Origin of the sequence: Aliterella atlantica CENA595, assembly GCF_000952155.1 — a bacterium.
GTDB lineage: Bacteria > Cyanobacteriota > Cyanobacteriia > Cyanobacteriales > Chroococcidiopsidaceae > Aliterella > Aliterella atlantica.
This window is the reverse complement of record NZ_JYON01000005.1, coordinates 174,689-197,361: the sequence shown is the minus strand read 5'-3', so window position 1 is coordinate 197,361 and position 22,673 is coordinate 174,689. Positions and strand designations below refer to the sequence as shown.

The following is a 22,673-nucleotide window of genomic DNA, read 5'->3' as shown; positions in this document are numbered from 1 at the left end:
TAGAGAAGCAAAATATGTCAACTTCACACCCTCGAAAATTCGTTACATCAAAATACTGCCTACCTTACAACCCTATCTCGGTAGAAAGAGCAAAATCTTTTCGCAAAAATCCAACTGCTGCTGAAAAGAAAATGTGGCTATATCTGCGAACTTTTAAACCGCGAGTATTACGACAAAGACCTATCGATCGCTTTATTGTTGATTTTTACTGTGCTAGCTTGAAGTTGGCGATCGAAGTTGATGGCGCTTATCATTTTACCGAGGAAGCACAAGCCTACGATCTTGAAAGGACAAGGATTTTAGAAGGCTATGGCTTGCGGGTAGTTCGGTTTACTAATGACGAGGTGCTGCATGATTTTGATAGCGTTTGTCTGCAACTGGAGGGCATGATCCCCCTAAATCCCCCTTTCAAGGGGGACTTTGAGATGTAGTAGGCAAATTTTAGTAGGCGATCGCGTAGCACTTGAAAAGTGCCAGTCCAAGTCTCCCCTTTCTAAGGGGAGTGAAGAGGGGATTCATATGCTCGGCTACACACAGCATCTTTATAAAGGCGGACAATTCGCACGACAATCCCCTACTTTCTTCCGCCTCTAAAAATCTGTTCCGCCGTCAAATTCAAATCTGGAAACGCCGCAGAAACTACCACATCATTACCTGTAAACTGACTAACCTGATATTCCCCGTCAACCAATTGATATACAGAAATAGTTGGCTGCTTAGGATTGCCAATATATCGCCTACCTCCTAACCCCAAATAGTCAACAATCCAATATTCAGGAATCCCTAGCTTTTCATATTCCGCCAACTTGATCAAATAATCATCTTGCCAATTTGTACTGACAACCTCAATTACCAAGCGTACTGTTTCACCGCGAGTAATAGTAGATCGCTTATTCCATAAAGGCTCGTTTGCGATCGCATCCCAATCCAACACAATTACATCAGGGTTATAACCAGACTTCGCCGCATTAACAGGCTTGACTATACACTGCCTGGGTATAAAACAAGGTAGATTTTTCTGGTCAATTTGCACGCCTAACTTCAAACCCAAAAACCCCCCTACTTGTTCGTGAGTTCCCGTTGGCTGCATCTCAACAATTACCCCATCATGCAATTCAAAACGCCCGTAGCCATCTGGATACCAATCTAAAAACTCATCTAAATCTATTAAATTTGGTAAAGCTTGAGTCATAATATAGCCAACCAAAGCGATCGCCACATAATCATTCTACTAAAGTTAAAATACTCAAACTGCTGGGCATACTATAACGAGAAACCTTTGGTAGACGTTTAGATGGCATCGAACTTCGACTTCCTCCATACCCACTACCTTCAACTATTTGAACACGCAAACCGCGCTGAAAGCTTAGTCTTTAGCGCCCCTCGCGCTAGCTGCTTCTATACCCGCTTCACCCTAGAACAAGCAGTCCACTGGCTTTATGCCAACGATCCATATCTCCAACTTCCCTACGATACCAACCTCGCTGCCCTAATCCACGAACAATCTTTTCAAGACAACCTCAAACCAGGGCTTTTCCCCAAAATTCGCGCCATCCACAAAATCGGCAATATTGCCGTTCACGAATCTACTAATATCGCCGCCAAAGATTCCCTCCACCTGATCCAAGAACTATTTCACTTTCTTTACTGGCTATATCGCTACTACGCCCCCGACGGCAAAAATACCCCCGCCCTCAACTTCGATCGCCAACTCATCCCCCAAGCTACCAGCCAAAACATCTCTATAGCGCAAATCCAAACACTAGAAACCCAGCTTTCTCAAGCCGATGAAATGCGCCGCATTGCAGAAGAAAGACAACAACAAAGCGATCGCGAATTAGCACTGCTCAAAGCCCAAATAGATAATCTCAAGCAGCAAAACTCTACAGTTCCCGATACCCACAACTATAACGAAGCCGATACCCGCCGCTATTTAATTGACGTATTGCTCAAAGAAGCCGGATGGAATATTGCTCAAACTGGATGGACAGAATACGAAGTTCAAGGAATGCCTAACGAAACAGGTAAAGGCAAAGTAGATTACGTACTTTGGGGTAGTGACGGCAAACCCCTCGCCCTCATAGAAGCCAAACGCACGACAATTAGCTCTACTCAAGGCAAACATCAAGCCAAACTTTATGCCGGTTGTCTCGAACAACGCTTCAATCAACGCCCGATTATTTTCTATACCAACGGCTACGAACATTGGATTTGGGATGACTGCAACTATCCACCCCGCCAAATTCAAGGCTTTCTCAAAAAAGACGAACTAGAACGCCTCATCTTCCGCCGCACTCATAGCAAACAACTACATTTACTCCAAGTTAACCCCAAAATAGCCGGACGCAGCTACCAAATTGAAGCCATCCGCCGCATCACTGAAACCTTTGCCCACAAAGGACGTAAAGCCTTATTAGTCATGGCGACGGGAACCGGAAAAACGCGCACGGCGATCGCTCTAGTCGATCTATTAATGAAAGCCAACTGGGTTAAGCGCGTTCTATTTTTAGCAGATCGCAATGCCCTATTAACTCAAGCGCTACGTGCCTTTAAAACCCATCTTCCCAACGTTACTCCTATAGACCTAACTAAAGATAAAGCCTTTGAAAGTGCCAACGTCGTCCTTTCTACCTATCCGACAATGCTCAACTGCATCAACCGCATTGACGAGCAACGCTTTTTTAGTCCAGGACACTTTGACTTAGTAATTGTTGATGAGGCACACCGTTCAATTTATCAAAAATATAGCGCCCTTTTCACCTACTTCGACGCGCTCCTTGTCGGCTTAACAGCAACCCCCCGCACTGAAGTACACCGCGATACTTACCGCTTGTTTAACTTAGAACCAGGAGTACCTTCTTTTGCCTACGAATTAGATGATGCTGTTAAAGATGGTTACTTAGTACCACCCAAAGGCGTAGATGCTTCCTTTAAGTTATTACGTCAAGGCGTTAAATATGCCGAACTTTCGCCAGCAGAACAAGAAGAATACGAGCTTAAGTTTGCAGATGAAGATGGTGCAATTCCCGCCCAAGTTAATGCCCAAGCTTTAAATCAATGGCTATTTAATATCGATACTGTAGATCGAGCCTTAGAATTGTTGATGCAGCGCGGCTTAAAAGTCGATGGCGGCGATCGCTTAGGTAAAACAATTATCTTCGCCCGCAATCACAACCACGCTGAATTTATCGTCCGCCGCTTTGATGCCAATTACCCGCAATTTCAAGGTAAGTTTGCTCAAGTTATCGACAGTCACAACTCTTATGCTCAAAACCTTTTAGATGATTTTTCTGTAGCCGCCAAACAGCCGACAATTGCTGTCTCCGTAGATATGCTCGATACAGGCGTTGACGTACCAGAAGTATTAAATTTAGTCTTTTTCAAACCTATTTATTCCCGCGTCAAATTCAACCAAGCGATCGGGCGGGGAACTCGCCTTTGCCCTAATATATATGGTATCGGCGAAGACAAGCAAGAGTTTTTAGTCTTCGATTTATGTGGTAACTTCGACTTTTTCAGCCAACAAATTCCCGCAGCTAGCCCCCAACTTACCGAAACTTTAACTACGCGCCTAGTCAAAGCCCGTTTAGAACTAACTCAAGTATTGCCAGTCCAATTGCGCTCTACTATACTTGCAGAACTCCACCAGCACGTAGCGACAATGGAGCGCGATAACTTTTTAGTGCGCCCTCACCTGCAAAAAGTAGAAGAATTTTCCCGTCGAGAACGCTGGGAACAACTCAGTCAAGAAGATATAGAATCCGTCTCTACATCTCTAGCACCACTCCCCAACAACCTCCCAACTGAAGATCGCCTAGCAAAAGAATTTGACTTACTCTGTCTCAAGCTGCAACTATCTATAGCTAGGCAAAGTAGCGATTTTGCAGGATTGCGCGATCGCCTGTGCAATCTTTTAAGCAGGTTAGAAGAGAAGCAAAATATCCCAATGGTTAAAGCCCAACTTCCGCTAATTGCTGAAGTGCAAGCCGAAAGTTGGTGGAGTGACGTTACTTTTGAGGCAGTTGAATCGCTAAGAATGCAACTAAGAACTATAGTTAAGTTTATTGATAGCCAGCAGCAGTCAATTGTTTATACCAATTTTGTAGAAAAACCTATCAGCGTCAAAGATAGTAGCGTCCCAACATATCAAACAGGCTTCAGTCACGAACAGTACCGCAAGAAAGTTACAGCTTACATTCTGGACAATCAAGACCACATTACGATCGCCAAACTCAAGCGCAACAATCCTTTAACACCGAGCGATTTAGAGTCTTTAGAAAATATGCTATTTAGTGCAGCGCAAATTGAAAGTCGCGATCGCTTCGAGCAAGTATATGGTAAAGATATTAGCCTCAAGCTATTTATCCGCAAACTTGTTGGACTAGATCGCAACGCTACTAAACTTGCTTTTGCTCGGTATTTAGAAGGCGGTAATTTCAGCGCCAATCAAATCCGCTTTATCGAAACCATTATCGACTACCTAACGCAAAACGGTGTAATGGAACCAGGATTGCTATACGAAGCTCCCTTTACAGATTTACATCTTGCAGGTTTAGATGGTTTATTTAATAGCAACGATGCCGAACAAATCATTGCGATCGTTCGTTCTTTTAATGAAACTGTTGGCGAAACATTTAAACTAGCGCAATAAATTACAATTACTCAAGTAAAATTATTTTTTACGAACGCAGATGCACGCAGATAAACGCAGATAGCAACCTACAAGATAATATATGTATTACTTTCTTAGTCCGCGCAGGCGGACTTTGTTTGTGTAGACGCAGTTTCTAACCGCCCTTACTTTATTTGTGTAGACGTGGTTTCTAACCACCCATACTCTATCATGCCTCTAATCACTAATACGAAACGATTCAAAAAACTGTTCTCCTATCTCTTTATTAGGAGAAATAACTATTAATTGATATAAGCGATTTCCTACTAAATAAATAGTAGCTTTTCCAACCATACCATCAGTAGTATTTAACTCAACAACTCTTCCAGGATATTCATCTAGTTTAACTTCACGCTGATTGACTAACTTATCTCCATCTGCTGTATAACCTTCACCTACAGCATCAAAAATTTCTTCAGTCGCTACTCGATTGACTTCTTTCACTAAATCTGAATAAGTAACTAAATAAACAGTTTCACCATCAACTACAGTAAAATTGTTAGCTACTGAACCATCATCATCTGTTTCTAAATCTTCTATCGGTTTACCAGGCAAAGAAACAGTAAACTTACCTGCTGATGAAGAAAACTGTTGCCATTTACCTTGGGTTAATATTAGCGATTGTGGTTGATTTAAAGTAATTGGGTAAAGTATTAAATTTGTTGCTTTAACTGAAGTTGCTAAAAATAGAGGTATTAATGACAAAATAATAAAGTTTATGCTGCAAGTACCTCTATAGACTCGAAAATATAAATGCATTCAACACAATCCTCACAATCTAACTTGTTAGTTTTCCTTTGCCATCGGGCTACTGCATTCTATCTATAGTGCGGTATTGGATTGCTTCAGCAACATGATTTGTTAGCAACTTATCTTCACCCGCCAAATCCGCAATAGTCCGCGCTACTTTAAGTATGCGATCGCTTGCTCTTGCCGAAAGCCCTAGTTTACGAATCGCTACTTCCAATAAATTGCGACTAGCATCTTCTAACTGACACCACTGCTGCAAATGTTTAGTTTGCATTGCTGCATTGCAACGTATATTAGTATCTGCTTTAAAGCGATTGTAAGCGCGATCGCGTGCTTCTTTGACTCGCAGGCGGACAACTTCCGATCCTTCCCCATTAGCCTGTCGTGTAATCTCTTCTGGCTTCAACCGATTAACTGCAACTTGTAAATCAATTCTATCCATCAACGGTCCTGAAAGCTTTGCCCAATATTGCTCTCTTTGTCTTGGCGAACAACTACAAGCTTGAATCGAATCGCCAAAATAACCGCAAGGACAAGGATTTGTACTGGCAATTAAGGTAAACTGAGCGGGAAATACAACAGATTGGCGAGTACGCGATACAGTTACATAACCATCTTCCAAAGGCTGGCGTAAAAATTCCAAGACATCGCGCTTAAATTCCGTTAATTCGTCAAGAAAAAGTATGCCGCGATGAGCTAGTGATATTTCACCAGGACGCGGAAAACTACCGCCACCAACTAATGCAGGACCAGAAGCCGAGTGGTGTGGACTGCGAAACGGGCGATCGCGTACCAATAATCCTTTATTCTTTAATAATCCGGCTACAGAGTGGATTTGTGTCACTTCTAGCGACTCGTCAAAACTCAAAGGCGGCAAAATCCCAGGTAAGCGCCGCGCTAACATTGTTTTCCCGCTACCAGGCGGACCGACAAAAATGAGATTATGACCTCCTGCTGCGGCAATTTCTAATGCCCTACGGGCGTGAGTTTGTCCTTTAACATCTTGCAAATCTGCACTGCTAGATTTTGGTGTAAATACTTTCTCCTCTAATTTGACAGGCTGATAGCGTTCTGGTTGATTGAGAAAATTAGCTACTTCTGATAAATACTTAAAACCGTAAACATTAAGTCCCTTAACTACTGCTGCTTCTTGAGCATTATCAAAAGGTACTACTAAACTACTGATACCCAAACTTTGAGCCGCCGCCGCCACAGGCAATATACCAGCAACAGGGCGCAGCGTACCATCTAAAGAGACTTCCCCCAAGAATAAATGATCTCCCAGTAGTTGAGCGCTTACTTGTTCGGAAGCTGCCATTATCCCTACACTAATTGGCAAGTCAAAACTAGGACCTTCTTTTCGTAGGTCAGCAGGTGTAAGGTTAATTACGATTTTTCTCATGGGAAAGGCATATCCAGCATTTTTCATAGCTGCCTTTACCCTTTCTCTAGATTCTTGCACAGCAGTGTCAGGTAGCCCAACTAAGACAATTCCAGGTAAACCACCAGATACATCGACTTCTACACCTACTTTTAAAGCATCAATACCAACGATTGACGCGCTCCAAATTCTAGCTAACATTGGTTAAATTTATACAAAGAATAGTAAAACCCTATAAAATCTCTAGCAGACATATCCACCAAACAATATGAGTGAATCTACAGAGACGATTTTTAATAAAATTATTCGTCGCGAAATCCCCGCAGATATTGTTTATGAGGACGATTTAGCGATCGCTTTTAAAGATATTCACCCTCAAGCGCCCGTCCACATCCTTATCATTCCCAAAAAACCAATTAAATCTCTAGTCCAAGCTCAAGCCGAAGACATCAATCTCATGGGACACCTGCTGCTAACAGCAAGGCGAGTTGCCCTCCAAGCTGGTCTTAATAACGGCTATCGCGTTGTAATCAATACTGACGATGATGGCGGTCAAACAGTTAACCACATTCACTTACACCTACTTGGCGGCAGACAAATGACTTGGCCCCCAGGTTGAGAAGCAGGTAAGGCAGAGGAGGAATGAATTACTTTACCCCTTAGCTTTGCCTTTTCCTGATGCGATCGCATTTTCCATCAGGTAAACTAATCGCAGCTATAAACAAATCTTAACGCTAAATTGTTTACAATTCTCAACAAAAGCTTTAATGTATTAAACAAGGAGCAAACAACTCCCTACATTATCCAAAACATAAAGCACTCATAAACACATGACAACAACATTACAGAGACGCGAAAGCGCCAACGTATGGGAGCGGTTCTGCGCGTGGGTAACATCAACCGAAAATCGCCTATACGTAGGCTGGTTCGGAGTATTGATGATCCCCACATTACTCGCAGCGACAACCTGCTTCATCATCGCCTTCATCGCCGCACCTCCAGTAGACATTGATGGCATCCGCGAACCAGTAGCAGGTTCATTAATCTACGGAAACAACATCATCACAGGTGCAGTAGTACCATCATCAAACGCAATTGGCTTGCACTTCTACCCAATTTGGGAAGCAGCCAGCCTAGACGAATGGTTGTACAACGGCGGTCCTTACCAATTGGTAATCTTCCACTTCCTCATTGGCGTATTCTGCTACATGGGAAGAGAGTGGGAACTATCATACCGCCTAGGAATGCGCCCCTGGATTGCAGTAGCATACTCTGCACCAGTAGCAGCAGCAACAGCAGTATTCTTGATCTACCCAATTGGTCAAGGTTCTTTCTCTGACGGTATGCCTTTAGGTATCTCTGGAACATTCAACTTCATGTTGGTATTCCAAGCAGAGCACAACATCTTGATGCACCCATTCCACCAGCTAGGTGTAGCAGGTGTATTCGGCGGTAGCTTATTCAGCGCCATGCACGGAAGCTTAGTAACATCGAGCTTGGTACGTGAAACAACCGAAACAGAAAGCCAAAACTACGGCTACAAATTCGGACAAGAAGAAGAAACATACAACATCGTCGCCGCACACGGATACTTTGGACGCTTGATCTTCCAATACGCATCATTCAACAACAGCCGCGCACTGCACTTCTTCTTGGCAGCATGGCCAGTAGTAGGCATCTGGTTCACAGCATTGGGCATCAGCACAATGGCATTCAACCTCAACGGCTTCAACTTCAACCAGTCAGTAATTGACTCCCAGGGTCGGGTCATCGGCACATGGGCAGACGTACTCAACCGCGCTAACCTAGGTATGGAAGTAATGCACGAGCGCAACGCTCACAACTTCCCTCTAGACTTAGCTGCTGGTGAAGCTGCACCTGTAGCACTGACTGCACCTGCAATCAACGGTTAATTCTTAACTACTGATAGCTAACATCAAAGCGCCTCCCATTCGGGGGGCGTTTTTTGTTTGTGCAATCATCCTGCTCTACATCTGCGTTTATCTGCGTGCATCTGCGTTCTTAATCCAAGGGTGCGTTTTGAAAACACACCCTACTGCGATCGCTCCCTTAATAAATGTCATCATAGAGAAAGCGATCGCATTGGAGATAAGACAACGGTTTACGCACGCCCTTTAGCTCGTTTAATCGAGCAATTACAACGCCTCCCAGGAGTAGGTCCCAAAACTGCTCAACGCCTAGCCTTACACATTCTCAAGCGCTCGGAATCTGAAGTACAAGCGTTAGCGCAAGCATTAATTGAAGCCAAACAACAAGTTGGTTTATGTACAGTTTGCTTTCACCTATCAGCCGAACCAGTTTGTGAAATTTGCCGCAATCAGAACCGCGATAATAATACAATTTGCGTGGTTGCTGATTCTCGCGATGTAATTGCCTTAGAAAAAACTAGAGAATATAACGGCAAATATCACGTATTAGGCGGCGTACTTTCACCGATGGAGGGTATTGGTCCCGAACAGCTTACAGTTAGTTCGCTCGTGCGTAGAGTTAGCCAGCAGCAGCCCAAAGAAATCATTATGGCGATTAGTCCTAGTGTAGAAGGGGAGACAACGACCTTGTATGTAGGTCAGTTACTCAAACCATTTACACGAGTAACGAGAATTGCTTTTGGTTTACCAGTAGGTGGCGATTTGGAATACGCTGATGAAGTAACTTTAGCAAGAGCTTTAGAAGGTCGCCGAGACTTGGATTGATGACGATTTTAGTTATTGTACTCAGGCTTAGTATCTCGGAGCATTAGTTCTTCAAGAGCTTGCCTGGGTGTTATTTCACCTTGCAGGGCGCGATATACTTGAGTGGTAATGGGCATAGAAATTTTTTGGGTTTCTGCTCTCTGCATCAAAACTTCAGCTGTATTTACTCCCTCTGCCGTTCCTTCCAAATGGGCAAGAGTTTCTGCTAGAGTTTTACCTTGAGCTAATTGGTAGCCTACTTGATAGTTGCGGCTCAAAGGGCTGTTGCAAGTTGCTAATAAGTCACCTAATCCAGACAAACCGTAGAAAGTTTCGGTTTTAGCACCCCAACTATTACCGATGCGAATTATCTCTGTCAAACCACGAGTGACTAAGGCAGCTTTAGCATTAGTTCCTAATTGCAAACCATCACAAGCACCAGATGCGATCGCAATTACATTTTTGATTGTCCCACCTAGTTCGACACCCAGAGGATCGGAATTTGTATAAACTCGAAAGCGCTGAGAAGTAAATGCTGCTTGTACTGCTTCGGCTGCTTCAGCATCGATACTAGCAACAACTGTAGCTGCTGGTAAATTTTGGTGAATTTCTTTAGATAAATTAGGACCGCACAGCACAACAATAGGATGCTGGGGAAATGTAGCTTGCCAAATTTGAGCGGGTGTCAGGGTGGTAGCTGCGTCTAGTCCTTTAGTTGCTGTAACAAAAATTGTATCTGCGGATATGGGTATGGAAGCAATAGCTGTAGCTACCTGCGTTACTCCTTGCATAGAAATAGCAGATAAAACTATCTGTGCGCCCTCTAGAGCGTCCTTTAAGCTTAATTCGCCATGACGCGACCATAAGCACACATTATGCCCGTTTGCCCTTGCTAGCTGGGCTAGGGCAGTTCCCCAAGCACCAGCACCGAGAATAGTTATAGTTATTTCGCGCACAGTTAGCTATTTTTGCTGCGGGGATAACGTTGCATCAATTCCCTAACTTGTTCTGCATGGTAAGAACTACGAGTTAGAGGCGAAGAGACTACTTGCAAAAACCCTATAGATTCGCCAAATTGTCGCCAAGCATCAAATTGTTCTGGAGTGACAAAGTTTTGTACTTGCAAATGTTTTTGACTCGGTTGCAGGTATTGTCCCAACGTTAAGATATCGCAGTCAACAGAGCGTAAATCCTCCATTACTTGACGAATTTCCGCATCAGTTTCGCCCAAGCCTACCATTAAGCCAGACTTAGTATAGACCCAAGGAGCAAGATTGCGCGATCGCCCAAGCAATTCCAAAGTGCGCTGATAATCGCCTTGAGGGCGAGTGCGACGGTAAAGGCGGGGGATAGTTTCTGTATTGTGGTTTAGCACTTCCGGCTGTGCTTGCAAGATGATTTCTAAAGCTTCCCAATTACCGCACAAGTCTGGAATTAATACCTCAATAGTTGTCTGCGGGGAAATAGCGCGAATCGCTTGGATGCAGCAGGCAAATTGACTTGCACCGCCATCTGGTAAATCGTCTCTATTTACAGAGGTGATAACTACATGATTTAGCTTTAGTCGCTTGACTGCTTGCGCTAGCCTATCTGGTTCAGTAGGATCTAAAGGCTTAGGCTTTTTCTCAAAATCGATATCGCAATAAGGACAAGCTCTAGTACAAGCAGGTCCCATAATTAGAAATGTAGCCGTACCTGCATTAAAGCACTCGCCAATATTGGGACAAGAAGCCTCTTCACATACAGTATTGAGGCTCAAATCTCGGAGAATTTCTTTAACATTACCAACACGCTCCCACTGGGGCGCTTTTACCCGCAACCACTCTGGCTTGACAGTCACAATTAGCTCTAATCGTTGAAGTTATTTAGCTTCGATCTTAACAGGCAATGAGCGATCGCTTTGGGCTGAATATCTAACTAGATGCAGCGCCAAGACCATAACTTAAGGATGAGGAGATCGAAAACTCAGCTTTCTAAGCTGATTGTTATAGATCAAGTGCCTCAAAAGGAATTAAGGTTTTATGGCTGGTAAAACAGACTCTCAGGGAAAGCAAAATAGCACTAAAAAGGAAAGCTCTACAGCAAAGGCTGATAATGGCAATACTAAAGCAGATCCCAGTCAGGAACTAGATTCACTACTTCAACTGTTGCAAGGCGATCTCAGTTCTATTGACGCTAATGCTGCTTTAGAATCAATCGACCAATGGCACGGAATTTTGCAAAAAACTAAAGATCCTGATGTTAAGGAACTTACTACCAGTTTGAAAGAACTCAAACAGTTACTCAAAGGCGGTAAAGCTTCAGGACACGATCTTGGGGAAGCAATGATTCAGGTTGGCGACCAAACTATAGAATTAAGCTCTGATAATAAGGAGCTAAAGACATCACTTCAGAAACTAGGCAAGCAACTAACCAAAGCTGGAAACACTCTTTGCAAAGCTGAAGACCAAGAACATATCGAGCAGATTAACACGCTAGTAGACACTCTAGATGAAGATTTAGAATCAATCGAGGTAGAGAGTGCGATCGCTGCTATAGATGATTGGTACAAGATTCTGCATAAGTCTGAAGACAAAGGCGCTAGCGAAATCGCCGACAATCTCAAGCAATTGAAGCAGGCGCTTAAGTCTAGCAAAAGTAAGGGTGCAGATATAGCTAAATTGTTAACGCAACTAGGCGAACAAACAACAGAAGCCGCCTCTGAAGCACCAAGAGGAATTAAAGGACCCGTACAGAGATTGGGCAAGCGGTTAGCTAAAGTAGGTAAAGCGATCGAATCTTAGCGATCGTAAATCCCCAAAAGGCTTTGTTTCCAACTGAGGCAAAGCCTTTTGAACTAGAAGATTAACCGCGTGCTAAATTTTTTCACAAGATTCTGTAAACTAAGTGCTAGAATAAAATTTGCCTAATAGCGGGATGTAGCGCAGCTTGGTAGCGCACTTCGTTCGGGACGAAGGGGCCGCTGGTTCGAATCCAGTCATCCCGATACTTGTAATCTAGATGATTATTTTTTATTTAATGCAATCAATGGCTTAAGCCCCTCAAGGAACTGAGAGTGCTGCTGCCAACTAATGCGCTTTTCTACTGCAAGGGAGCGAATTTGACCTAGTTCTTGCTCTAAATCGTCAATTCGCCCAGCATTTGCTAACCAATGTAACCAATCTGCATAAGAATTAAGCAGTCTCTCAATATTATTTAATGCCTGCCAAAGCTCCAGGCGATCTTTAAGTATTTCTGAAGATATGGGCAATTTGAGTAAATCTGCACCTGCTTTAGTAACGCAGCGCTCGTAATAATCTACCTTCTGCTCGTCAGAAAGATCGCCAAAACCCCCTAAATTGGCTACTCTTGCCATCAGTGCATAGTCTTCCCAGGTAAACTGGTTATCAGCAGTTTCTTGAAGGATTTGATAGGCTGCACCAGCCTGGATTGGATCTCCTTCTTCCGCCCATAACCTAGCGAGTGGTAGCAAAAACTGAATGTTACGTTGACCTTCATGCCATGCCTTTTCTAGAAAATCACGAGCGATCGCTTTTTGTCCCAAACGATCGCTTGCAACTCCTCGCCAACCTGATAAAACGGGTGAAAGCTTATCAATAGACTCAGGTAAGAGGTTTAGCACTTCTTGGTAGCGATCGCTATTTACTAAAACAGATAAATAGAGTTGTTGTATTTCTTCAGTCTGTTCTGGAATTGATTGGTAAAGTTGTAATGCTTTCTCCGTATTGCCAACAGCAGTATAAGATTCAGCAAGAGCGAGGATTACATTAGTCGCTTTGGGATATTCGCTACGGAGAGACTCAAGCCGAGAAATATTTTCCCCTGTGATAGTAAATAGCGCAGAAACGCCTCTTCTTGAGCAGTTGAGCAACGGGTCATTTTCTCAGCTAATGTTAACCAAAACTGGTCTGGTTGCTTTCTTAACAGGTCATGGGTAGCCCGCATAACGCCAATTCCCCCCATTCCAATCTCATATAACCAAATTTCGTCTGATGCCCGTTCATCAAAGTCTGCTTTTAGTTCGGTCCAAGCAGCAACATAATTGATTGCTTCTACTCCCGCCACTTCCTGAGCAACTTGTTTTAATGCTTGGGTAATACTGTATTGAAAATTATCCCGAAGATACTGTTGATAGCGCTGCCCTAAACTACAAACATCAGTATAAATATTGAGAAATATTGATAAGTAGTTATTTTGACTGCTTGCTAATTGCCTAACTGCTTCTTGCTGCTTTGGGGACAATTGATGAATCCGGTCAATTGTTGCCTTAAACCAACGTTCAAAGCGATCGTTAGTGCTAATAAACCAGTCTTTTATTCCCTCAACAGTCCCCTGATTCTGCCCGCACCAACTATATACTATTGTTAGCAAGACATTAACTAAATGTTCGGCAGCAAAGTAATTTTCACGATAATCAACGGTTAAGTTTGTAATAAAAGCATGACGGATGATATTGACTTTAAGATTGGCTTGGGTTGAAGCAGTTAAATAGAACTCTCTTAAACGATTTTTATTTAGATTGAAAGAAATACCATCTGTAAATAGTTCGTAACCTAATGCACAATTATTCGGTTTATCTTCGCTGACTTGAAAGCCAACTACACCTCGAATTTCGTCACTAGCAGAATTGTGAAATTTTATTGTATATTCACTGCCTAGAATAATCCGGCGAACAGTTAGCAAATTTAAATTTGCAGGTTCGTCACTATAAAAAATAATTTGTTCGACTAATTCTTGACCAAGTGGGTCGCAGTTCAAAATGCGATTGCTAGAACTGAAGGTATAAGCGGGAGTAGAATCATCTCGGATTGGTCTAGGATAAACAGCGTTGATGGGAAAGGCTGAAGTAGAATGTGCTAATTGATAAGCATCTTGAGGTGAATTATCTGGGTTGCGAGATTCAATCAATTTGTCTGTTTCTGGATTACACCACCAGAAGGAAGAATTATAATCTTTACTAAACTGAGTTGGATAAATTGCTGTAGGGCGATACAACTTAATAAAGTGCGTACCTTGAGGGGCGATTTCGACTTTTTTTAAGGCTCTGCGTGGCAAATTGACTGTACTCGGTGAGTTTTCAATCGGATCGATCTGATAATACTGACTTAGGCAAATTGAAGTAGTTTCACCTTGGGAAATTTCTGGCGGTATCCAAGTCGATCCTTCACCCCCGCGAAAGGTAACATTTCCTGGTATAGTTTCCCCGATCGCTAGACTGATACTTTCCGAGGGAGGTCGTCTATCGGTAGAGGAATTGTCGGGTCTGTAATCAACCCTGACTTCTGGTAAATTGATATCAGAAAATAGATTGTCAGGCAGATATCGATCGAGGAACTGACGGGCTGCAACAAAAAGTTTATTATCGTTTTCAAATTCTGAATGCACTGTTTTCATTAAACCGCTATGAAAGATGCTCCATAATAAACCCTCATTTTCACTTCCTAAAACTCCAACAATGGCATCATCAGGAATAGCAAAAATTTCTTGAAGGTAATCTTTAAACTCTAACAACACGCCTAAGTCGGCTGTCTGTTGCATTAAATACTCATAAGCTTGGCGATCCAACCGTTCTAAATCGAGTTCAATCCCCAGACAATTTGCATGATAAGCTAACCAGTCAAAAAAAGCATAAAAGCCATGAATTCTTTGTAAGTAGCGGTTTTGAGGATTAAGGGGCAATTTTTGGAAGGTCGGCTCTGTCAGCAGGTGTTCGTTGCGAAATAAGAATAAATCGGTAGGTTTATAAGGACTTAATACCGTGACAACAATAGGGCGCGTCCCAACTTTACGCCCTCCTCTTCCCTTGCGTTGAACAAAACTAGCTACGTTAGCAGGTGCTTGGTATTGCAAGACGCACATTAAGTCTTCGTCATCGTAACCCACTTCTAAAGCGCTAGTAGTAATAATTAAATCGTCGTTGGGTTCGATGGTAATAGAGCGATCGCTTCCCGATTTTCATTTGATATTTAAAGGTTCAGGGCGCGATTTGCCTTTTTGACTCAAAACCCACCAACATTCCCCAGCTTGAAAATAAGGACAATTTAAGTCTGGTTGTTTACTTTTTTCGCAATTACAATTACAGGCTGAATTAGAGCCAAAAAAGTTAGGGAAAAGCTGCCGATTGTATGGAGGAAAACGGTAAGTATATAGGGGTAAATATTTAATTTGACGCTGTGCAACAGATTTTCTTTTGTCTTTCTCTCGTTTTCTTACTCTAACTTGCTCTCTCTTAACTTTTTCTGCGTCCTCCATTTGGTACAACCAACGACCTACAATATCTAAAGACTGGACAAAACCAAAGGTGCGATAGCGTCCTGAGGATGGTTGAGGCATGGTGTGCAGTATGCACATAGCAGTCTGAATTAATGTAGAGATAATCGCAGTATCTTCATTTTCTTCGGCTCGGACAAAAATATACCTTTCTGCCCCAATAGTTTGCATTTCCTCTGCTTGCGGAGTAACGTGAGCAATGCGAGTAACAGGAATACCTGATAAATCCGAGAGAAATTGAACGGGTTCGGCAATTGTTGCACTAAGTCCTACAAATGCTAAGTTAGCTGATTGGTGGCGACTTTGTTTGCCAAGACGAATTCGCCCCAATAACCGCCGCAGCAATAGAGCAACTTGCGTTCCTGAAGTAGAAGTTTGCAGGTGAATTTCGTCTAACATGACGATAGAAGGCGCACAGAAGGTTTTAGTACCAAATAGATACTGGTATTTTGATGACAACAAACGGCGGTGTAGAGATTCTGTTGTTGCAATCAGTAAATCTGGAGGATGCTTTTCCATCACATCCCTGGCAAACTGGATGAAATGATATTGCTTGTTACAAGCAGGACAGACCAACGTTTGCGGGTGAGTTGGACGAACTAAAAGCTTTTGCTTGCCATTTCTGCAACTATAATCGTGTGTCCCAACGCAGTAAGCAAAGGGGGACAAATAACCGCTATGCTGTTCGCTGTAAGTCCAGCCGCGCATTCTAGAGAGTTGTTTTTTTTGCTTATCAGTCGTACTTTGAAAGTCTTTGATTTGATAAACTGCCGCCCCACTTTCTAAACCAATAGTCAAAGTCGGAAGTTTACGCTTGGCTAGTGCTTGGTTGAGGTGGAACAGAACTTCAACGAAGTCGCTAAGTTGGTTTTCTGACAGTGCTACTCGCGGGTAGATACAAATCGCTTTGACACCTACTTTACCTTGCAAGCAACGTTCGATCAGCATTTTGGCAAGTACAGGTAGAAAAAACGCATAAGTTTTTCCCGCCCCCGTACTAGCTGTTATTACAGCCCCCTTTTCAATGCCTCTTTGTTCGTCAAGTGCGATCGCTTGTAAAATCTTCTCAAATGTCCGACTTTGAAAGCCACTCAATTTTCTCAGCTTAGGTAGGGCTGTGTTAATAACGTCTTGTAGAATTTGGGCAGCTTTTTGTTGTTCGCTATTGCCCTTAAATAGTGGTGTTAGGCAGTGTTGAATATCCAGGTTGCGCCGAGGAACGCGACGGGAAGCAACGCTAAATTTAACATCTGCAACCAAACTTTTGAGCTTGCTGAGGCAATGATGAGGTTTTTCATTATCGTATTTAACTATTCTCTGACGCAGTTTTGAAATTAGCCTAACTATCTCTGCAATGCGGCTGCGAAAAACCCAGTCAGAAGGCGACTGATTTTGCTCAAACCTAATAATTTGAAGATTCTCAGCGAGGTTTTGTAAAGCTTGACTAACGACTTGCGATCGCTTTTCTGCTGATAGGGTGATATCCTCTGAGGGTTGAAAGCGATCGATAACTTCAGCGCCAGTCATCAATACATCGTAAATACCATAAGCAACTTGTTCGGCTTCGCGTTGCTCAATGAGAGTCAAAACTTCGTCAGCAAGTTGCTTTAAAGCTTCATCATCTAGGCTCATAGGATAAGGTGCAGTGCTTAAATTAGCTAAGGTTGTTCTGTAGATGCGTGACGACTGTCGTTTTTCTTACCCATCTTTGAGCGAGCTATTTTGCGATGCTCTAGCAATTCTGCAAGCATCTGACTTTGTTCTTCAGAGTTATTCCAATCGCGGGTAAATCTTTGTAAGGCAACATTGACTAAATCCTGCATAGTCGGTGCAGCACTTTGATGTTGGCTTTCTAGCGATAGCCTGATTTCCCGTAGCTTTTCGTAGATATCGTCTGGGACTCGGACGGTTGAAGACAAGGTTGCTATACCCGATGAATACTTCCGCATTTTATTCGGCTTGACAAAACACCTGCTACCATGTAGACATGACTACAGGCTCAATCTACGATTCTTCATGATGGAACTTGTACTCAAAGCAGTCCCTATTCGTCGTGGTTTACCAAGCGATCGCCAAAGTTATATTACCAGCGTGTTTTATGGCGATATTGCCCGACTATTGGACGATAATCGCCTTTATGTCCCCAATCGACCAGATTTGCCAGACTTAGCTCAACGCAAACCAAATCCTACACGGATTAAAGAAATTGCCCAATATATTCTAGAAACATATAAAGATGGCACGACTTTTTTCCCGCCGATTTGTGTCAACGTTCAGCCATCGCCGACTTACAGAGATGGAAGTATCTTTCTGCCTTACCATGATGTCACACTGCGGTTAACTGACGGACAACACCGCTGTTTTGGGATTCGTAAGGCGCTTCAAGACATTGAGACGCAACAATCTGAGAACCTGCGCGATTTGTTTCAATTAGAGATAGGGGTACTAATCTATGCTGGATTATCCTTAGATGAGGAACGCCAAGCATTTCGAGATCAAAATCTGCTAGTACAAAGACCTAGCGTATCTCTGTCCCACTATTTTGATAAGCGATCGCCCCAGGTTGTCATTGCCAAAGAACTACTCCAACGAGTACCCCAGTTTCGCAACAATGTGGAAACTATAGAAAATAGCTTGGGTAGTCATAATCCTAAGTTACTAACACTATCAACACTGGTTATAGCTACTAAGTATATGTTTCCCAATCTCAAATCAAAAAAAGATTTAGAACTAAAAATCGATTGGGCAACAACATTTTGGGCAGCAGCAGCAAGTACGCTTAATGACGATCCTTGGCAGATCAAAACCAAAGCAGAACGCTGCCAGCAAAGACAAGAAACTTTGCTTGTTAGTGCTGTTATTTTTCAATCATTGGGGATGTTAGCTCACAATCTTTATCAAGAGGATGTTCCAGGAGAAGATTTAATTAAATGGTTAAGAAACTTGCAAAATCTTGACTGGCGACGGCAAAACAAATTTTGGTTAGAACGCGGACTGGTTCAAGTAGGCACAACAGGAGAACCAATAATTTCTAACACAAAAATAACGGTAAATATCTGTTACAAAATCTTACAAGAGTTTGTTGGTGTCGCTCCAGTTAGCGGGTTAATGTAGCTAAATCAAACGAATCCTTAATTCTTCAGAAACTTTATGTTTGGTTATCCAATCTTGAACTTCTAAAGTTAATAAATTCAAAGGTGCGCCTTGCGGACTTGCGGATGCTTTTAAGAAGACAAGTACAGATTCAGAAACTTCTGAAGCATTAAGACTATCCCACGCTGCTTCTAATTGATGAATTAGGTATTCTGTATTATCAAATTCTTCCTGGGTTCTGGGAAATTCATCTCTTTTGATAAGTGCGCTTAAGTTCTTAATATTTTTTACTGTAATTTTGAAAGCATCAATTCTTGACAACAAATCTAGGAAATCTTGATTTGTACTTGGTAAACGCCGGAGTAAATAGTTTCTCCAGGCTAGTAAAAGTTGTTGTTTAAGTAAGTTTTTAAGGCTGTCTATCTCAGATTGAAACTTTTTGCCGTTAAAGTTTTTGTTATCTAGTATCCATTCTGGCGAGGCTTGAAAGTTGACTTTTGTATTACCAACCATTTCTAATATAGTCTCAACTTTCGAGCTAAAATCAAAAGCAATAATCCTATGTTGACGAAAAAGCTTTAAGGTGTTATTAAGTATGAAAATTTCTCCAACAGCTTGACTTATTAGTTGTTCTCTGCTTCTAAATCCATCAATATTTTTGGCTAACTCATGTAGAGTAATTCCTCTTTGGGATAATTTAATGAGTTCTTGGGACTTTTTTATAAGCATATAAGCGATTATCTAATTTCTTCAAGTAAGGTTTGTAGTTCAATAAATCGATTCTGTATAGATTCAAGTAGATTTTCTATTGATATTCCTTCAACTGACTGAAGTTTAATAATATTATCTTGAACGCGGACATTAGATTTATCTAGAAAATCATTAGTTTCGTTGAGAAATTCTGAAGCATCAGTCATGGCTTTTTGATTGTTCTCGCTAAGGTATTGTAGGAGCTTACCAACACTATTGTCAGGAGAATCTCTTTCTGCTTTAACCTTTTTCATGGTTTCTACATAACCCTTAAAGCGAGTCTGTTGAAATCGGTCTATAACTGTCAATAATCTGTCTGTATTTACTTGTCCAGCTACCCCTGCTTCTTGTGCTTTCTCAATAGCTTGCTTGACGATACTGACAACCTCTTTTTTATTGACATCTTCGCCAAATTCTGTGGATAAGTCTTGATAAATATTAAGTTGGCGATCGCATTCTTCTTCTATTGCTTGTATTAACAACTCATCTACTTTCTGACGAACTTGTTGGATCGCCTCATACTCGCTATTCAAATCGTCAGGAATCTCGCATTGAGGCTGCCAGGTTTTGCGAATTTCTTTAAGGGGATTGAGAATTTGCACCGCATCGATAATTTGGAAAGTGCGATTGCTTCCTTTAGTACAAGCGATACGACTGCTAACAATTTCTAAAAGTTTGTCTCGATTATTTTGAAATTCTTTAAAAAGTTTCTTCCAAGTCTTAGTTCGCTCGCTCTCATCTTTGTCTTCTAGTTTGAGAAATAAAGAGTTAATGGAGTCTTCAATAGAATTTGTTGGATATCCTGACATTCTTGCAGCGATCGCTAGTAACTCTACAGCAGCGGGAACAGGATTCCAAAGTTCCGCCGATTGTCGAGGACGACGGTGAATGCAATCGATAATGTGTTCGCTCCATAGTTCTAGCTGTTTAGCGTAAGCGCGAAAGTAGCGATCGCCATCGGGAAAGTTCCAGTTTTTGTAGTAATTGTATTGAAGAATCCCTTGGAATGCGATCGCTGTTTCCCGAAACTCATTTTCATCACCTGGATTAATGGGAAGATCCAATCTAATACCTGAATAAGTTGCTCCCTCTCCTCTGACTCTTGGGCTATAAACGAGAACATTCCTCTGCTTGAAAAGTAAATGGGTACTAGCTGCAAAACTTCCCTTCATTAACATTTGAGTATCCCATTCAATACGTTCAAGAACAGCAGGAAATACAAACTCACGAATCGGTTTTTCAATATCCTGCGGCAAAAACTCGTGATTATTCCAATTGTCGAGAATTTCTAGTTGTTTAATTAATCTCTCTGGAATTTGGGGCTTTGATGGCTCTAGTTCTGGTTGATAACTTACTAGAAGTTCTGGATTTGATGGCTCTCTTTTTGTAATTTGAGTTGTAATAACCCCGACTCCTAGAGGAGGAAGATTAAAAGCGGTATGCATTTCAGTAGGAAAATCGCGCAGAGTATCGCTATCTGTCCATAAATCTATTAATGTTTGACGGCGTTCGGCGTTAGAAGGATCTAGATTTTCGATGTCATCTTGAACAATTGCTTTCAAGCGCATTTTTCCAAAATGTTCTCGTAAGATAATTGAGGGAAAACTCCCTTGTTGAATATTATCAATTGAATTTTCTAATACATATTTCAAGACATCTTTGAGCAAAAGTCTAGGCTTAAAATCACCTGGATTAACACGCCTCAGCATTTGTTTTAAAGCTTGAGGTGTAAAGGGATAAAGTCCCATTCCATCAACTTCACCGAAGCCTACATGACACGCTTGACGATGTTCGCATCCATCACAAAAGCTAGGCGGTTTTATCCCATTACCAACATGATTTTTGTATTCTTTAGCCCAGCTTTGAATTTCCTCATCTTCTTGTCGAACTGCATTAAGATATCTGGCGACAAACTGTTGGAGGTCAGCTTCAGTTAACAACGATTTTTCCCCAATTTCGCCAACATCTAAGTTGACACTAAATGTTACTCTTTGTTTAACTGTGTCTTTTAAGCTTTCAAAGTAACCTGTAGTACAAGCAAGGGCGGTTCTTATTGCACATAATGGTTTGCTTCCTGCTTGCTGAGGGCGGGCTAAAAACGCTTCTAGTAACTCTCTATCTATCCCTTGTAGTTTGGCAAAATCTTCAATAAGTAAAACCAACTCAATATCTTTTTCCGCGAGGGTTTGACGAACTTCACGCATCAAAATTTGTAGGTCTTCTCTACCTAAATTTAAAATTTGAGTGATAGCTTCGTCTAAGTGTTGATTTAACCAAGATACAGTTTCTTTCTGAATTTCATCGTCATATATTAAGCTAGTATAAAAGCCTCTTGATTTTTCTCCTGACTTTTGAATGTCTAAAACATTGCTTGGTAAGTCGTTTGCAGTAAATTCTCTCCTCTCTTCAACAATATCAACTGTCTTATGATTTCCCAAAATATGAGTAATGAGACGATGAATGATTCCGCCATCTTTTAACCAATGTGTGCGGAAGAAAGGATCGTATAGTAAAGAATCTAATTCTTCAACAAGGTAAATTTGTGCTTCAGTTAGTTGATTGCGATCGCGTTCTCCATTATCCCCGACAGCAACAGCAAGTTGATTGAGTAATTGTTTTCTAGCTTCCCCTTCTGTTAAGCTGCTACCTGCTTGATTTAAACGTTTGTGATATTCAGCAAATTTATCTTCCTGTAACTCAGGAAGATCGAGGATAATTTTAATAATATCTTTTAAATTAGTTCCCAGTTTAGGAATCAGTAAAACTTTGCGTTTGTCTGTTGATTCAATGTTAGCAGCTAACCAGCGAATAAGGTGAGATTTCCCAGTTCCCGAACTACCTAATATAGGAACAAAAGCAAAGTCATTTGGTACTAAAAAATCCTTTAAAAATTCACTTTCAGTATAAGTAGTTTTTGCTTCACCTGCGATCAATTCTCCCCGTTTCATTACTATAGGATGATGTATAGCTAAGAAAATATGATCTGGCGGTTGGATAGCTTCTATGTTTAGAATGCGTTGTACGTTTTCATAACGCCAGCAGACATAGTTTTTAAATACCATAA

Annotated in this window: 18 protein-coding genes and 1 tRNA gene; 8 read left to right on the top strand and 11 right to left on the bottom strand. The window is 41.8% G+C overall.

Annotated features, from left to right (window positions below):
- The first annotated feature begins 14 nt into the window (after window positions 1-14).
- Entirely contained in the window at window positions 15-431 is a 417-nt protein-coding gene (locus tag UH38_RS07115) for an endonuclease domain-containing protein (RefSeq protein WP_045053937.1), read from the top strand.
- A gap of 143 nt (window positions 432-574) precedes the next feature.
- Here UH38_RS07115 and UH38_RS07110 read toward each other — a convergent pair whose 3' ends face one another.
- Window positions 575-1,192 carry a Uma2 family endonuclease gene (locus tag UH38_RS07110; RefSeq protein WP_045053976.1) on the bottom strand — a complete coding sequence of 206 codons (618 nt, stop codon included), beginning with the start codon at window positions 1,190-1,192 and terminating at the stop codon, window positions 575-577.
- Window positions 1,193-1,294: 102 nt separating this feature from the next.
- Here UH38_RS07110 and UH38_RS07105 point away from each other — a divergent pair, with 102 nt between their 5' ends.
- Complete coding sequence (locus tag UH38_RS07105; protein ID WP_045053936.1) at window positions 1,295-4,651, top strand: DEAD/DEAH box helicase family protein; 3,357 nt, start codon at window positions 1,295-1,297, stop codon at window positions 4,649-4,651.
- A 198-nt stretch (window positions 4,652-4,849) separates the two neighbouring features.
- On the opposite strand, the gene UH38_RS07100 is transcribed toward UH38_RS07105, so the two are convergent.
- Window positions 4,850-5,377 carry a hypothetical protein gene (locus tag UH38_RS07100; RefSeq protein WP_144405638.1) on the bottom strand — a complete coding sequence of 176 codons (528 nt, stop codon included), beginning with the start codon at window positions 5,375-5,377 and terminating at the stop codon, window positions 4,850-4,852.
- A 103-nt stretch (window positions 5,378-5,480) separates the two neighbouring features.
- Entirely contained in the window at window positions 5,481-7,004 is a 1,524-nt protein-coding gene (locus UH38_RS07095) for a YifB family Mg chelatase-like AAA ATPase (protein ID WP_045053934.1), read from the bottom strand.
- 67 nt (window positions 7,005-7,071) lie between these two features.
- Here UH38_RS07095 and UH38_RS07090 point away from each other — a divergent pair, with 67 nt between their 5' ends.
- The 3 genes from UH38_RS07090 (at window position 7,072) to recR (ending at window position 9,517) form a co-directional block, all read left to right on the top strand.
- Window positions 7,072-7,422: a histidine triad nucleotide-binding protein gene (locus UH38_RS07090; protein WP_045053933.1), complete on the top strand. Its 351-nt coding sequence runs from the start codon at window positions 7,072-7,074 to the stop codon at window positions 7,420-7,422.
- A 211-nt stretch (window positions 7,423-7,633) separates the two neighbouring features.
- Window positions 7,634-8,716 (top strand): photosystem II q(b) protein, encoded by a 1,083-nt coding sequence (psbA, locus tag UH38_RS07085; protein WP_045053932.1) that lies wholly within the window; start codon window positions 7,634-7,636, stop codon window positions 8,714-8,716.
- 189 nt (window positions 8,717-8,905) lie between these two features.
- Entirely contained in the window at window positions 8,906-9,517 is a 612-nt protein-coding gene (gene recR, locus UH38_RS07080) for a recombination mediator RecR (RefSeq protein ID WP_045053975.1), read from the top strand.
- An 8-nt stretch (window positions 9,518-9,525) separates the two neighbouring features.
- Here the strand turns inward: recR and UH38_RS07075 are convergent, their stop codons facing one another.
- Together UH38_RS07075 and lipA are read right to left on the bottom strand one after the other, a co-directional pair.
- Window positions 9,526-10,452: an NAD(P)H-dependent glycerol-3-phosphate dehydrogenase gene (locus UH38_RS07075; protein ID WP_045053931.1), complete on the bottom strand. Its 927-nt coding sequence runs from the start codon at window positions 10,450-10,452 to the stop codon at window positions 9,526-9,528.
- 2 nt (window positions 10,453-10,454) lie between these two features.
- A complete protein-coding gene (gene lipA, locus UH38_RS07070; protein ID WP_045053930.1) occupies window positions 10,455-11,336 on the bottom strand; it encodes a lipoyl synthase in 882 nt (293 codons plus the stop codon).
- Between the two features lie 181 nt (window positions 11,337-11,517).
- Between lipA and UH38_RS07065 the strand changes: the two genes are divergently transcribed.
- Window positions 11,518-12,279, top strand: coding sequence for an AAA family ATPase (locus UH38_RS07065; protein ID WP_052672292.1), 762 nt, complete (start codon window positions 11,518-11,520; stop codon window positions 12,277-12,279).
- A gap of 129 nt (window positions 12,280-12,408) precedes the next feature.
- Window positions 12,409-12,482 (top strand) — tRNA-Pro (locus UH38_RS07060).
- An 18-nt stretch (window positions 12,483-12,500) separates the two neighbouring features.
- Here UH38_RS07060 and UH38_RS07055 read toward each other — a convergent pair.
- Genes UH38_RS07055 through UH38_RS07040 form a run of 4 tightly spaced genes read right to left on the bottom strand, consistent with a single transcriptional unit; the run spans window position 12,501 to window position 17,715 of the window.
- Entirely contained in the window at window positions 12,501-13,367 is an 867-nt protein-coding gene (locus UH38_RS07055; RefSeq protein ID WP_045053929.1) for a tetratricopeptide repeat protein, read from the bottom strand.
- Window positions 13,259-15,400, bottom strand: a complete 2,142-nt coding sequence (locus tag UH38_RS07050) for a hypothetical protein (RefSeq protein WP_268748867.1) — start codon at window positions 15,398-15,400, stop codon at window positions 13,259-13,261. Before UH38_RS07050 ends, UH38_RS07055 begins: the two co-directional genes overlap by 109 nt.
- 51 nt (window positions 15,401-15,451) lie before the next feature.
- The gene (locus tag UH38_RS07045; protein ID WP_045053927.1) at window positions 15,452-17,398 is read right to left on the bottom strand and encodes a DEAD/DEAH box helicase; all 1,947 of its coding nucleotides are present in this window, start codon (window positions 17,396-17,398) and stop codon (window positions 15,452-15,454) included.
- A 26-nt stretch (window positions 17,399-17,424) separates the two neighbouring features.
- Window positions 17,425-17,715: a hypothetical protein gene (locus UH38_RS07040; RefSeq protein WP_045053926.1), complete on the bottom strand. Its 291-nt coding sequence runs from the start codon at window positions 17,713-17,715 to the stop codon at window positions 17,425-17,427.
- A gap of 67 nt (window positions 17,716-17,782) precedes the next feature.
- Here UH38_RS07040 and UH38_RS07035 point away from each other — a divergent pair, with 67 nt between their 5' ends.
- Complete coding sequence (locus UH38_RS07035) at window positions 17,783-18,880, top strand: DNA sulfur modification protein DndB (protein WP_200892329.1); 1,098 nt, start codon at window positions 17,783-17,785, stop codon at window positions 18,878-18,880.
- Here UH38_RS07035 and UH38_RS07030 read toward each other — a convergent pair whose 3' ends face one another.
- Both UH38_RS07030 and dpdH read right to left on the bottom strand, forming a co-directional pair.
- Window positions 18,881-19,588: a hypothetical protein gene (locus tag UH38_RS07030; RefSeq protein ID WP_045053924.1), complete on the bottom strand. Its 708-nt coding sequence runs from the start codon at window positions 19,586-19,588 to the stop codon at window positions 18,881-18,883. It abuts the gene before it with no gap.
- Window positions 19,589-19,596: 8 nt separating this feature from the next.
- On the bottom strand, window positions 19,597-22,671 hold the full coding sequence (dpdH, locus tag UH38_RS07025; protein WP_045053923.1) for a protein DpdH: 3,075 nt from the start codon (window positions 22,669-22,671) through the stop codon (window positions 19,597-19,599).
- Window positions 22,672-22,673 lie beyond the last annotated feature (2 nt).